Annotated in this window: 13 protein-coding genes and 1 tRNA gene; 4 read left to right on the top strand and 10 right to left on the bottom strand. The window is 34.8% G+C overall.

The genetic code is table 11. The features are described from left to right. Positions 1 to 2: 2 nt before the first annotated feature. Entirely contained in the window at positions 3 to 1,055 is a 1,053-nt protein-coding gene (locus tag ACZ1AQ_RS06615; RefSeq protein WP_489632143.1) for a phytase, read from the top strand. Positions 1,056 to 1,146: 91 nt separating this feature from the next. Here the strand turns inward: ACZ1AQ_RS06615 and pckA are convergent, their stop codons facing one another. Continuing rightward, complete coding sequence (pckA, locus tag ACZ1AQ_RS06620; RefSeq protein ID WP_489632144.1) at positions 1,147 to 2,748, bottom strand: phosphoenolpyruvate carboxykinase (ATP); 1,602 nt, start codon at positions 2,746 to 2,748, stop codon at positions 1,147 to 1,149. Positions 2,749 to 2,818: 70 nt separating this feature from the next. Further along, entirely contained in the window at positions 2,819 to 3,214 is a 396-nt protein-coding gene (locus ACZ1AQ_RS06625) for a DUF423 domain-containing protein (protein ID WP_489632145.1), read from the bottom strand. 153 nt (positions 3,215 to 3,367) lie between these two features. On the opposite strand from ACZ1AQ_RS06625, the gene ACZ1AQ_RS06630 reads away from it, so the two are divergent. Further along, the gene (locus ACZ1AQ_RS06630) at positions 3,368 to 4,738 is read left to right on the top strand and encodes a saccharopine dehydrogenase family protein (RefSeq protein ID WP_489632146.1); all 1,371 of its coding nucleotides are present in this window, start codon (positions 3,368 to 3,370) and stop codon (positions 4,736 to 4,738) included. A gap of 88 nt (positions 4,739 to 4,826) precedes the next feature. Here the strand turns inward: ACZ1AQ_RS06630 and ACZ1AQ_RS06635 are convergent, their stop codons facing one another. The 5 genes from ACZ1AQ_RS06635 to ACZ1AQ_RS06655 all read right to left on the bottom strand — a co-directional run bounded on the left by ACZ1AQ_RS06635 (position 4,827) and on the right by ACZ1AQ_RS06655 (position 9,828). Continuing rightward, entirely contained in the window at positions 4,827 to 5,534 is a 708-nt protein-coding gene (locus tag ACZ1AQ_RS06635) for an energy transducer TonB (protein WP_489632147.1), read from the bottom strand. 33 nt (positions 5,535 to 5,567) lie between these two features. After that, positions 5,568 to 7,370, bottom strand: coding sequence for a M56 family metallopeptidase (locus ACZ1AQ_RS06640; protein ID WP_489632148.1), 1,803 nt, complete (start codon positions 7,368 to 7,370; stop codon positions 5,568 to 5,570). Beyond that, a complete protein-coding gene (locus ACZ1AQ_RS06645; RefSeq protein WP_159687985.1) occupies positions 7,367 to 7,741 on the bottom strand; it encodes a BlaI/MecI/CopY family transcriptional regulator in 375 nt (124 codons plus the stop codon). Before ACZ1AQ_RS06645 ends, ACZ1AQ_RS06640 begins: the two co-directional genes overlap by 4 nt. Before the next feature lie 3 nt (positions 7,742 to 7,744). Then, on the bottom strand, positions 7,745 to 8,176 hold the full coding sequence (locus tag ACZ1AQ_RS06650; RefSeq protein WP_489632149.1) for a toxin-antitoxin system YwqK family antitoxin: 432 nt from the start codon (positions 8,174 to 8,176) through the stop codon (positions 7,745 to 7,747). 263 nt (positions 8,177 to 8,439) lie between these two features. Further along, positions 8,440 to 9,828 (bottom strand): dipeptidase, encoded by a 1,389-nt coding sequence (locus tag ACZ1AQ_RS06655; protein WP_489632150.1) that lies wholly within the window; start codon positions 9,826 to 9,828, stop codon positions 8,440 to 8,442. Positions 9,829 to 9,936: 108 nt separating this feature from the next. Between ACZ1AQ_RS06655 and ACZ1AQ_RS06660 the strand changes: the two genes are divergently transcribed. Then, positions 9,937 to 10,018: transfer RNA gene (locus ACZ1AQ_RS06660), tRNA-Leu, on the top strand. Positions 10,019 to 10,057: 39 nt separating this feature from the next. Here ACZ1AQ_RS06660 and ACZ1AQ_RS06665 read toward each other — a convergent pair. Next, on the bottom strand, positions 10,058 to 10,759 hold the full coding sequence (locus ACZ1AQ_RS06665; protein WP_489632151.1) for a hypothetical protein: 702 nt from the start codon (positions 10,757 to 10,759) through the stop codon (positions 10,058 to 10,060). Between the two features lie 248 nt (positions 10,760 to 11,007). Here ACZ1AQ_RS06665 and ACZ1AQ_RS06670 point away from each other — a divergent pair, with 248 nt between their 5' ends. Next, the gene (locus ACZ1AQ_RS06670) at positions 11,008 to 11,526 is read left to right on the top strand and encodes a hypothetical protein (protein ID WP_489632152.1); all 519 of its coding nucleotides are present in this window, start codon (positions 11,008 to 11,010) and stop codon (positions 11,524 to 11,526) included. Positions 11,527 to 11,628: 102 nt separating this feature from the next. Here the strand turns inward: ACZ1AQ_RS06670 and ACZ1AQ_RS06675 are convergent, their stop codons facing one another. Beyond that, positions 11,629 to 12,318, bottom strand: coding sequence for a hypothetical protein (locus ACZ1AQ_RS06675; protein WP_489632153.1), 690 nt, complete (start codon positions 12,316 to 12,318; stop codon positions 11,629 to 11,631). Positions 12,319 to 12,325: 7 nt separating this feature from the next. Next, positions 12,326 to 14,086 (bottom strand): DUF885 domain-containing protein, encoded by a 1,761-nt coding sequence (locus ACZ1AQ_RS06680; RefSeq protein ID WP_489632154.1) that lies wholly within the window; start codon positions 14,084 to 14,086, stop codon positions 12,326 to 12,328. Between the last annotated feature and the right edge of the window lie 14 nt (positions 14,087 to 14,100).

Consider the following 14,100-nt stretch of genomic DNA (forward strand, 5'->3'; position numbering starts at 1 on the left):
AAATGAATAAATATAGTAGTTTGATAGTGGTTACAGCTTTTGTAACATCTTGTTCCAGTTCATTAGCGCCTTTGCGAAAAGATGGACTTAAACCAACAGTAGTAACCGAAACTGTTTTGCATGATACCGATGATCCAGCCATTTGGATTCATCCAACAAATCCTCAAGAAAGTCTTGTTATTGGTACAGATAAAGACACTGATGGTGGTTTGTATGTTTTTAATTTACAAGGCAAAATCATAAAAAAATCAGAAACCATCAAGAGACCTAATAATGTGGATATTGCCTATGGTTTACAAATTGATGGTGTAGTGACTGATATTGCAGTAACAACAGAACGTGAAACGAATAAAATTCGCATTTTTAGCCTGCCCGACTTGAAGCCTTTGGATAACGGTGGTATTCCTGTTTTTGAAGGGGAATTGGAAAGAGACCCAATGGGAATTGCAATTTATACACGTCCATCAGATAAAGCGGTTTTTGCCATTGTAGGCAGAAAATCAGGACCTTCAGGTTCTTATTTATGGCAATATGAATTGAAAGGAACTTCGAATGCAAAAGTAGAAGCTACTTTGGTGCGTAAATTTGGAGCCTACAGTGGGAAAAAGGAAATCGAAGCCATTGCAGTAGATAACGAATTGGGAGCAGTTTATTATTGCGATGAGCAATTTGGAATTAGAAAATACAAAGCTGATCCTGCATTAAATGACAATCAAGAATTAGCGTTGTTTGGACAGAAAGATTTTAAATCCGATCATGAAGGAATGGCCATATACAAATCTTCTGCTACTACGGGCTACATTTTGGTTTCTAATCAGCAAGCCAATTCCTTTATGGTGTATCCAAGAGAAGGAAGTAATGGCAATCCTAATGACTATCAACTATTAGCAGAAATTCCAACTTCTACCATAGAATGCGATGGTGCCGATGTTACAGCTATTAATCTCGGTCAACCATTCGATAAAGGATTATTTGTAGCTATGAGCAACGGAAAAACGTTTCATTTTTATGATTGGAAAATCATTCAAGAAGCTATCGATAAGCATAAAAAATAACGGTCTTTGTTTGTAATAAAAAAAGAGCTGTTCTTTGCGGAACAGCTCTTTTCGTTTTGGTTGGTTTATTTTGGTTTTGTTTTGGTAATTTTTATGCTTTTGGAGCACCAGCTAGAATTTCTTCGTTGGCAAATTCTTCAAATTTTTCAAAGTTTGCTTTGAATTTTTGAGCTAGTTCAACTGCTTTTACGTCATATAATGCTTTGTCTTCCCAAGTATTTCTTGGATTTAAGATTTCGGCTGGAACATTTGGACATTCTTGTGGAATGGCAATTCCAAATACGTCATGATTTACAAAAGGAACCGCATCCAATTCACCATTCAATGCAGCAGTAATCATAGCACGAGTGTATTTTAACTTCATTCGGCTTCCTGTTCCATAAGCACCACCTGTCCATCCTGTGTTGATCAACCATACGGTAACATTGGCGTCTTTCATTTTTTTGCTTAACATCTCGGCATATTTTGTAGGATGCAATGGCATAAATGGTGCACCAAAACATGCTGAAAAATTAGGTTGTGGTTCTGTTACTCCTGCTTCTGTTCCTGCTACTTTTGCAGTATAACCAGATATAAAGTGATAAGCAGCTTGGCCAGGAGTTAGTTTTGATATTGGTGGAATAATTCCAAAAGAATCAGCCGTTAAAAAGAAAATATTCTTTGGATTTTTACCAATAGACCCTGGTTGAATATTATCAATATGTGTGATTGGGTAACTTACTCGAGTGTTTTGTGTAATAGAAACATCATCAAAATCCACTTCGTTAGTGCCTGCTTTAAACACAACATTCTCTAAAATAGCCCCTCTAGTGATGGCTCTAAAAATATCGGGTTCATTTTCTTCTGATAAATTAATGACTTTGGCATAACAACCACCTTCAAAGTTGAAAACAGTATTTTCGTTTGTCCAACCGTGTTCATCATCCCCAATTAGTTTTCTTTCTGGATCGGCAGATAAAGTTGTTTTTCCTGTTCCTGAAAGACCAAAAAAGATTGCAGTGTCTCCATTTTTACCCACATTGGCACTACAGTGCATTGGTAATGTATTTTTGTAAACAGGCAAGATAAAGTTCAATGCAGAGAAAATTCCTTTTTTCATTTCTCCTGTATACCCTGTGCCTCCGATAAGTGCAATTTTTTTAGTAAAATCTAAAATAGCAAAATTACTCTGACGTGTTCCGTCAACTGCTGGATTGGCCTCAAAACTTGGCGCACAAACCACAGTCCATTCTGGAGTAAAGTTTTCTAACTCTTGCTCAGTTGGTCGTAAAAACATATTGTAGCAAAATAAGTTTGCCCAAGGAGTTTCAGTTACTACGCGAACATTCAATTTATAGTTTGGATCAGCACATACATAAGCATCTCTTACAAATACTTCTTTGTTAGATAAGTGAGCCGTCACTTTTTTGTATAAAGCATCGAAAGCAGCTGGCTCGAAAGGGATATTTACTTTTCCCCACCATACTTTATCTTCGGTAATACTGTCTTTTACGATAAAACGGTCTTGTGGTGATCGACCTGTAAAAGTTCCAGTGTTGATGGCTAAGGCTCCAGTCGAGTTTTCTATACCTTGACCAGAAGCAATGGTTAAATCATGTAATTCATCTGGAGTTAATTGATACTGAATTTTGGCATTCTCAATTCCTAATTTTTCTAACGAAATCGATTTCGTAAAAAGGGTGTTAGTGTCCATAAAATTGAAGTTGGTTTTTATTTGTTTCGATGTAAAAGTATAAATTAATTTTTAAATAGTCTTTTTTGTTTTAAATTTTCTTTTTAGTGTTTTTTAAAAAGTCAAATAATAAAACAGCCCAGGCTGAAATGAGAAGAACTCCTCCTATGGGAGTAATGAATCCTATTTTTTTAAAATCGAAGGGGGTTAATGAATTTGTAGCTAAAAAATAAATGGAGCCCGAAAATAATAGAACACCTGATATAGTTAGATAATAAATGATTTTTTGCGATTTTTCAGATAACGATGTATTCAAACCAATGAATAGAAGGAATAAAGCATGGTACATTTGATAGCGAACACCTGTTTCGAAGGTAACAAGTTGCTCTGTTGAAAGTACTTTTTTTAAGGCATGTGCCCCAAAAGCTCCTAAAATGATAGCTATCATTCCTAAAAGGGCAGCAGTTGAAATTACTTTTTTGCTCATAGTTCCTAATTAGAATCTACTGCAAAAGTATTTATTACATTTCAAACAAAAAGGGTTATTTCTGTTTTATTTTTAAATTTTTCATGTTTTAACACAATCTATTTGTTATGAATACAACAAAATAGTATGTTTGTGTTAAATAATTATATTTTTATGAGAACTATACTCATTATTGGAGCAGGTAGATCAGCCTCGTCGTTGATTCAATACCTATTGGGAAAGTCTGAAAAAGAACAATTACATCTCATAATTGGAGATTTATCGCTTGAATTGGCTCAGAAAAAAACCAACAATCACCCTAATGCGACTCCAATAGCTTTAGATATATTTAATACGCAACAAAGACAAGATGCGATTCAAAAAGCTAGTATAGTTATCTCTATGTTACCAGCGCATTTGCACATCGAAGTTGCGAAAGATTGTATTTTGTTTCATAAACACATGGTTACGGCTTCTTATATCAGTGAAGCTATGCAAGCTTTGGATGCAGAAGCCAAAGCCAAAGGACTCATTTTTATGAACGAAATTGGTTTAGATCCCGGAATCGATCATATGAGTGCGATGAAAGTTATCGATGAGATCAAAGAAAAAGGAGGGAAAATGCTTCTTTTCGAGTCTTTTTGTGGTGGATTGGTCGCTCCAGAATCAGACACCAATATTTGGAATTACAAATTTACATGGGCGCCAAGAAATGTGGTGTTAGCAGGTCAAGGAGGTGCAGCCAAATTCATTCAAGAAGGCGCTTACAAATACATACCGTATTGTAATTTATTTCGCAGAACCGAATTTTTAGAAGTCGAAGGTTATGGCAGATTCGAAGCTTACTCTAATCGGGATTCTTTAAAATATCGTTCAGTTTACGGTTTAGACGATGTGCTTACTTTATATAGAGGTACTATTCGCAGAGTAGGATTCTCAAAGGCATGGAATATGTTTGTGCAGTTAGGAATGACAGATGATAGTTACATAATGGAAGGCTCAGAAGAAATGACCTATCGACAGTTTGTGAATTCATTTTTGCCATATCACCCTACCGATTCGGTTGAACTAAAGATGCGACACATTCTAAAAATAGACCAAGACGATATTATGTGGGATAAACTAGTTGAGTTGGATTTATTCAGCCGTAGTAAGAAGGTTGGTTTAAAAAATGCGACACCAGCACAAATTTTAGAAAAAATCCTTTCTGATAGTTGGACCTTACAACCCGAGGATAAAGATATGATAGTGATGTATCACAAATTTGGTTATGAATTGAATGGTATAACTTCTCAAATCGATTCCAAAATGGTTTGTATAGGCGATGACCAAATGTACACGGCTATGGCAAAAACAGTTGGGCTTCCGGTTGCAATGGCGGCTATATTGATACTTAATGGTCAAATACAAACTACAGGGGTACAACTTCCTATCCAAAAAGAAGTTTACGAACCCATACTGAAAGAATTAGAATCATACGGCGTTGTTTTTAATGAACAAGCCATGCCATATATGGGCTACAATCCAGATAAAGTCTTCAATTAGTTTTCTTTTTAATTTTAATTTTTTTTGAGTTTATTTGTTAACCGCTTCTCTAAACTTGTACTTGAAGAGAAGCGGTTTTTTTATGAATTTAAGCTTTTGGGTTTATTGTAATAGGCAATGAATATTTGACTCTAACAGGTTCACTGTTGATTTTTCCAGGAATCCATTTTGGTGCATTTTTTAATACTCTAATGACTTCTTCGCTCGTTCCATAACCTACGCCATCTCTTAAAGTTGTAATTTCGCTGATGGATCCATCAGTTTCTACTATAAAACTTAGATAAATTCTCCCTTTGATGTTTTTCTCGATTACTTCTTTAGGTAGTTTGAGGTTTTGTCCCATATATTGATAGAAGGCTTCCATTCCGTTTGGAAAAATGGGGTCTTCGGTGATTTCATTCACTTGATATACTACATTTTCTCCCTTTTTAGTTTTTAGTTTTTTTGGGTCAAAGGCATCTATGATAATCACGGCAGGTCCTCCTTTTTTAAATATTTCATCGAGTTCTTCTTTTGTTGGCATCGACTTACTTTCTCCTAAAAAACTCGGCACCAGCTTTTTTTCTGCTTGGGTTAATTGAGTGTATTTTTTTTCGGCTACAATGGCTCCTTTTTCATTTTTGATTTTAAAAACGGTGTTATTATAATAGTTTTCGAATAGCGAACCCTTCTCTTGCTTTTGATATGGCTTTTCTTGAGCGTTTGCAAAAGAATTTATGATTAATGCCAAAACTAGCATCGTGCAGCGAAACCATCTAGTGGGTTTCTTTTTTAATTGAAATTGTGGTGTTTTCATGATGTCTTTTTTTTGGTTAAATATTTATTGTTTTTATGAATTAGAACTCATAATAGTGATGGGTAAACTATATTGTACACGAACTGGTACACCGTCTTTCTGAGCAGGAATCCATTTTGGAGAAAGTTTGATTACGCGCGTGGCTTCTTCACCGGTCCCGTGTCCAATATCTCTCAAAACGCTGACATTAGTAATGCTTCCATCTTTTTCGATAATGAACATAACATATACTTTTCCTTTTAAATTAGGTTCAGTTGGAGCTTGAAAATTATTTCCAACAAATTTGTAAAACTTCTCCATGCCTCCAGGGAATTCCGGTTTTTCAGTTATACCTGCTACATTAAATACAACATCATTCGATAGTGGTGGATTGCTTTCTTTTGTACTTTCTTGTGGCAAATTGACTAAAGTCTCAGTTTTTGGACCGGGATTTAAATTTGCTAGGTTTTTATTAGGGCTGACTAATGACTCTTCTTTTGTATTTGGTTTTGAATTTTCGGGTAATTTTTTCGAGTCACTAAGAACAATATCGATGCTTTTACCAGAAAACTTTTTATGCGCATTTTTTAAATGTTTGTCATAATAGGCCTCTGTGTAGAAACTATACTGAAAAGGCTGAGGAAATTTTTTGCTTCTAGCATTTTTATGAACAAAACTTCCTGTAAAATAGGCGATTTTGTCTGGTGAGTAGACCTCTAAATGACTATTGTTGGCGTGAATACCGTCAATCCAGATGGCATATTTTTTACTGTTTTTGAAATCTTCAAATTCTGCCTTTGTCGGAATTTTTTTTGAATATTTTTTAGGAGCAAAAGGTAGGTATCTATTCTTTTCTTCTAAGGTAAGTGCTTCATACTTTTTTGAGAAGTTGATATTCCTTTTTTTGTCAGTAACATTAACTAAAACACCTGCGTAGTAAATATCTCTGTCGTTACTTGTTGCAGTAGTATATTTTGTATTTGTAGATTTTGTTGCTTGTACTTGTGCAACACTATCGATACAGAAATAACAGAAAAGTGCCGTAAAAATTGGCAATAGTGCTAGCTGTTTGCCAAGTATTATTTTTTTCGAAGAATTCCGACCCATCATAAGAAAGCGTTTTTTGGTGACTTGAAAATTTAAATTACTGGCTAGGTACAAAGGCTTGTTACAACTCGCTTTGGATAACAATAGCGATTGATAAAATGGAATGTTTTGGTACGATTGCACCACTTTTTCATCGGCTAGGAATTCATGATTAAGTTGTATGGCTTTTTTGTACAAAATAAACAAAGGATTGAACCAAAAGATAGTTTTTATCAATTCTATAAATAGAACATCTAGGGTGTGCTTTTGATTGACATGTGTCATTTCGTGTGCAAACAATTCTTTTTCAATTTTACGTTCTTGGTATTCCGCTTCATTGATGAAAATAGAATTCATAAATGTATGCGGCAACACGGGTTCTTGAAGCAATACTAAAGTCGCGTTCTGAAACGTAAGTGTTGCGTTATGCTTTCTTAATTGATAAAATGTCACAATATTGCGAATAAATCTAAATGATAGAATTGCAGTTACTAGGACATAAATACCCCATAGTATTTGTTCCAGATAATTAGTTTCTTCTGCAATTACCATAGTTCCACCTGAAAAGCTCATTGGAATTGGAGCAGTCGCAGGAGTCGTGATTTCTTCAATAATCTCAATCGAAATAAAAGGAATTAGAAGTGAAAAAAGCAAACTAAGCAACAAGTAAAAGCGATTGAAACGGTGCATTTTTTCCTTTTCCAGAAAAAGCTGATATACTACCAATAGGATAGTGGCAGTAATAGTTGAAGTTAGCAAGTACTGTATCATGATTTCTTTTTTTGGATTTCGTTATCGATGATTTTTTTTAATTCCTCAAGTTCTCTGGCTGTTAGGTTTGTTTCTTTGGTAAAAAACGAAGCAAATTGAGAAGCTGAATTATTAAAGAAATTACTAATTAATCCATTGACATGTTTCGAGAAATAATCGTTTTTGTCAATCAATGGGTAATACTCTCTAGAGTTGCCATATTCTTTGTAAGCTACAAACTGCTTGTCAATCATCCTTTTTAATAAAGTAGCAATAGTAGTTGTTGCAGGTTTTGGTTCTGGGTAGGCTTCGAGTAGGTCTTTCATAAAGGCTTTTTCGAGTTGCCACAAATGCTGCATCACTTGTTCTTCGGCGTTGGTTAGTTGTTGCATGGTTTATTGTTTTGTGTTTTTTATTTCTTTTTCTGAGATAAGTTCTCCTTTATCGTATAAACGGGTGATGATTAAATCTTTCTTGGTGTCGAAATACTCCCATTGGCCGGAGTAAAACCAATGAATGTCTTTCCCTTTTTCAATCAACTGTGTAATTCCTTTGGCTTGAAGCGCTCCATTCGGGTGGTAAAAGCGCACTTTACAATACTCTTTTTTATAGGTTTCTTTTTTGATGATTTTGCCATTTGCATAGTATTTCCATTTTTTAACTGGTTCTCCTTCTTTGTATCTTCCAATAGATTGGTATCGAATAGTGTCCAAAGTATATTCTTCAATCCATTTGCCGTGCATTTTTTTATCTTTCTTTTGATTGATTTGTTGTACTTGGCAACTACATAAAAGAAATAGTACAAATAGTAAGATTGGCTTTGTCATTGCTCTACAAAATAATATATTGCTCTACAAATGTAGAATAAAAAATAATATGTGCAACAAAAGGATTAACTTTTTTAAATGAGTGGTTTAGAAACGGTTTTGCGTAAGGGGTAGGAGCGGCATCCTTTTTGGGACTCGCTTTTTCGGCGAGGGCCCAAAAAGATATAGCGGATGACCCGACCCGCTTTTTCTGCGGGTTACGCCCAAAAAAAACATCCGCTCAATCAAGTATGAAGGAGCGGATGTTGGTATGAAAAGAGTATTTATTTACTCAACTCTACAAAATATTTATAGAAAAGTGGAATGGTTTCGATTCCTTTGAGGTAATTGAAAATTCCGAAATGTTCGTTTGGTGAATGAATCGCATCGGAGTCTAAACCAAATCCCATCAGAATCGTTTTGCTTTTCAATTCTTTTTCGAATAATGCAACGATAGGAATGCTTCCACCGGAACGAACTGGAATGGCAGGAACGCCAAAGGTTTCGGTGTAGGCTTTGTTGGCGGCTTGGTAACCAATGCTATCGATTGGAGTTACATAACCTTGACCACCATGATGCGGTTTAACCACTACGTTAACGCCAGCTGGAGCAATACTAATGAAATGTTTGGTGAACAAATCGGTAATCACTTCCCAATCTTGATTAGGTACTAAACGCATCGAAATTTTTGCATAGGCTTTGCTGGCAATCACGGTTTTAGCACCTTCACCAGTGTAGCCGCCCCAGATTCCATTCACATCGAGTGTTGGACGGATAGAATTACGCTCATTCGTAGTATAGCCAGTTTCGCCATAGACATCGTTAATGTCAAGCGCTTTTTTGTAGTTTTCCAAGCTAAAAGGGGCTTTGCCCATTTCGGCTCTTTCTTCCAGAGATAATTCCTCAACATTATCATAGAAACCTGGAATGGTGATGTGATTGTTCTCATCGTGAAGCGAAGCAATCATTTTGGATAAGATATTGATGGGGTTGGCCACCGCACCACCGTACAAACCTGAGTGTAAATCGCGGTTCGGACCAGTCACTTCTACTTCTACATAACTTAATCCACGTAATCCTGTGGTGATGGAGGGTTGCTGATTAGAAATCATTCCGGTATCTGAAATTAAAATCACATCATTTTTTAATTTCTCGGTATTGTTTTCTACAAATGTTTTTAAGTTTACGCTACCTACTTCTTCTTCACCTTCAATCATGAATTTAACGTTACAAGGTAAAGTATTGCTTTGAATCATGTATTCAAAAGCTTTGACGTGCATGTACATTTGACCTTTATCATCGCAGGCACCGCGAGCAAAAATAGCTCCCTCTGGATGAATGGCTGTGGGTTTGATTACGGGTTCAAATGGCGGAGAATCCCAAAGTTCAACAGGATCAGCAGGTTGTACATCATAATGTCCATACACTAATACAGTTGGCAAAGTGGGGTCGATGATTTTTTCACCGTATACAATAGGGTAGCCGTCCGTTTCGCAAATTTCTACTTTGTCGCAGCCTGCTTTTTCTAAACTTACTTTTACTGCATCTGCTGTGTCGAGTACATCTTGAGAAAAAGCGGTATCGGCACTAACAGAAGGAATTTTTAATAATTCGATTAACTCATTGATAAAGCGTTCTTTATTTTCTTGAACGTAACTTGTTCTGTTTTCCATTTGGATGATTAATTTTTATCAATTCAAAAGTACAAAAAATAGAATAATAATTTTTTGTAAAAATTACTTTGAAAATAGGAACTTATGCTTATATTTGCACCCACCAACGCGGATATGGCGAAATTGGTAGACGTGCCAGACTTAGGATCTGGTGCCGCAAGGCGTGTAGGTTCGAGTCCTATTATCCGCACACAAAAAAGCTTCTCAAATGAGAAGCTTTTTTTATGTTTTAAAGTGAGCTCAAAAAATGAGTGGTTTTAATCATATCACTCTCATCAGATAGATTAATCTTGTTATCATTTAAATAGGATTTAATCTCGTTGATATGTGATGGATATAAAGCAAGTAATTTTGATTTTGTCGAAGGAAATTCAATAATTTTTTTGTCTTTCAGCTCAAGTAGATAGGTGCTTCTAATAGAGGTAAAGTGCGGTTTGCTGCTCAATTCAAAAGAGGTTTTAGCTACTTTGCCTTCTTTAAAGTCAATTTTATCACGTCGTAGTAAAGCTAAATTGTTACTGTTCATTAATTCAAAAGCATATATCCAAGCTTCATTATTTTTGTTGTCTTCAATGTTAATTAATCTAAGTTTTTTCCGATCATAATTCATATATATAACGCCATAAGTAGGTTCTTTTGATATGGTGTATATTTCATTAGGTTTTTTCTCTACTTCGACTACATCGTCAAAAGCATTATACCGTAAATTCATTTTTGATTTTACTCCATCTATTTCTGAAGGCACAAAGTCTTTATATATATAGGGAGTTCCCTCTATATCCTTAAAGAAGGTAGCTCTATAATCTTTGTTGGCTTGTATTATACTTAAATTATTGTAGATTGGAGCAATGTTTTGATCGGTTCCACCCAAAGTTTGAGCAACTGAAAAGTTGCTAATTATAAGTAAAAAAAATAGAATATTTGGTTGCATAGAATCATATTTAGTTTTTTTAATATCTTCAATCTGTATCTCAATATTACATATTATTTTGATTAATAAATTATATTTTTTTATTTTTTATTCAAATAAAAAAATACTACATTTAGCACTTCAACGATAAAATATCACACTTTATCGATTATTTTAAACAAATTTTACAATTAACCCTGCTTTTAATTGAAGAGTCAATGACGAATCTGATACATCATTTTAAAAATTTAATCTCAAACGATTTGTTTTTGAAATTGTCAGGTTGTTTAGACGAAAGGGATGTGCAGTTAAAAAAAACTATTGAAGTTTGTATTTGTACGATATTAGTTGGAATAAAGAGAAGTGATAATATCGAGGTGATTTTACTTTCATTAAAAGAATTGGAGGTTTCAATTGAAGATCAATTTAATTGTTTTTATGTAAATGAATCTTTATTTGTCTCTGGGCAATCATATTTGGAGCATCTTTTTCCAACCAAAAAAGAAAGAATTTCCGAAATGATTTCTAATGAAATTTGTGTCAAAAGTGAAAGTGCTAGGACAATATTTAATGTAGTAGCGTTGTTGATTTTGTTTAATCTTAAAAATAATCCTCCAAAGAATTTATACCCACTTTTAGATTCTCAAATTCAGGGTTTATATGGTTTTATACCCAGAGGTGTAAGACTAGTATTGGGTATTCCTAATTTAGATTATATAACAGACCCTTCTCCTATAAAGGAACGTTCTTTTTTTGGTAATCTGTTTATGCGTTCCAAGAGAAATTAAATAATAGACATATAGGTTTCTGATTTGTAGTTAATTATAGTAACCAGTAAAGGGATATTGAGTAATTCAATATCCCTTTTTTAGCTTTAAGTATGTAAATGTTTATTTAATTGTTTGAACAAATTTTGATAATTCTATTATCCCTTTCTCGTCATCAAAATCAATTTTATTTTCTTTGATAAAGTTTGTTATATTCTCTTTTTTGTTAGGGAATAATTCAATTAAACTCTTTTTGTTTTTGGGTATGAGAGTTATTTTGTTGTTGTGTAAATTCCAATAAAACTCAGGGTTTAGTTTAATGAATTTCGCAGGACTCGCTTCATGGTATGTGCTTATTGCTTCTTTTGCTTTTTGAAGTTTAACTTGGTCTTTTCTGTATACCACTAACTTGTCTGAAACATAAATTTCGGTTAGGTAACCAAAAATTTCCCCTTCTTTGTTTATATATCTTAGAAGTTTTATCTTATTTGATTGGTTAATTGGTGATATAGTTGAATAAGGCTCTTCTTTCGTTAAATTATAATTTTGTTTATTATCGAATTGGACTTCTATTAAATCGTTTAGGATATTGTATCTAACTAGAATTTTTTGAGGAACTCCAGAAATTTCAGCTAGTACAAAGTCTTTGTTTAGGTAAGGAGAACCCTCTATTTTTTTTAATTCTAATTTGTTAAAGTCTGGGTTTCTGAACAATGCTCCAGATGATGTTAAGTCAATTTTGTGTACTTCAATCTGAGCATTAGTAATCACAGATATTATGATTCCAATAAAAGTGAAAATCCTCTTTTTCATAATAAATTTATTTATTATCGATCCAATGATTAATTTTTGTTTCTAATAAAGCCAAGGGTAAGCAACCGGATTCTAATACTTTTTCATGGTATTTTTTAATATCAAATTGGCTTCCCATTTTGGTTTTGGCTTTTTCCCGAAGCTCTTTTATTTTGAGTTGCCCCATTTTATACGAAAGGGCTTGTCCCGGAATGGCCATGTAGCGTTCTATTTCGGCAATGATACTCGCTTCGCTCTCAGCTTCGTTTTCTAGCGAATATTGAATAGCTTGTTCTCTTGTCCAGCCTTTGCTGTGCAATCCCGTATCTACAACCAAACGGATGGCGCGATGCATTTCGTTGCCCAGCATACCGAAGTATTGATAAGGATCTTGATACAATCCTAATTCTTTACCTAAACTTTCGGTATATAAGGCCCAGCCTTCGCCATAGGCACCAAACCAATTGAATTTTCTGAAATCAGGCAAATTTTCATTTTCTTGTTGTAACGATACCTGAAAATGATGTCCTGGGATGGCTTCGTGTAAAAATAAATCTTCGTCACCATATACATTGTAGTTTTTAACGTCTGGTATAGGTACGTAAAAAATTCCCGGACGGCTACCATCAGCTGTGCCTTGATTGTATTCGGCACTAGCTGTTTTTTCTCGAAAGGCTTCGGTTCGTCTTACCTCAAATTTGGTTTTGGGTTGTAAGGAAAAGAATTGATTGACTTTCGGTTCAATGATTTTATGAATGCGATTGAAATTAGCAATTACTTCTTCAGGTTGCGTAAAAGGCATCAACTCCTTTTTGTTTCTCACTTCGTCAAAAAAGGCCAATAAGCTTCCTTTGAATCCTACTTGTACTTTTACTTTTTCCATTTCTCCTCGAATGCGAGCTACTTCTTTCAGTCCTAATTCGTGAATGGCTTCTGGAGCGGTGTTGGTAGTAGTCCATTGTTTGGCATAACTGCTATACAATTTCTGCCCAAGGGCAAGACTTCCTATGCCACTTGTAGATCTGGAAGCGGGGAGGTATTCGGTTTTCAAAAAAGCAGTAATTTTTTGATATTGTGGAACCAGTTTTGTGGTAATTACCGTTTTGTATTTGTTGGCTATTTCCGCTTTGGTGTTAGCCGAGAACGAAGCGGGCATGAGTTTTACCGCAGAGTAAAATAGATTATCTTCTACTTTATTGGTTGGCATGGTTTCGAATTGTGGAATCATTTTTAGGGTTAAGGCTTTGGGTAATACCACGCCTTCTTTGATGCCTTTTTTCATGTACACCATAGCTGAGTCTATCCATTGGCTATACAATTCTATTCTTTTTAGGAAATTGGTGTAATCTTTTTCCGTTTTGAACGGTTGTGCTCCTGTGCCACCCGCCATTTGACCGATGGTTAAATGCGTGCCTTCAAATTGATTGATAGGCATTAAATTGATAGGATATTGCAACATTTCTTTGCCCATTGCAATTTCCCATTTCATGATTTCATAACTGTTGCGCTCTTCTTCGGAAAGTGACAGTGTGTCTATCGTGCTTAATGCCGTTTCGTATTTTGTATAAAAAGCGTCTTGTTTTTTTCGGAACGAATCGGTCATTTCAAATTGCAATTGGTCGTTGTATTCGTTTTGACCGTTTTGAGTAGCTCCCAGTGGATTTAGCACATTTTTATCATCAAAATAACTTTTGGTAAGTGCGGTGAAGTCCGTTGTGTTTGCTTCTTTTTTACAGCTAATTAAAAGTACGGATAGTGTAAAAGTTAGTAGGAATAGGTTTTTTTTCATTTTGATTAGTTTAG

The organism is Flavobacterium sp. UM26 (assembly GCF_057922445.1).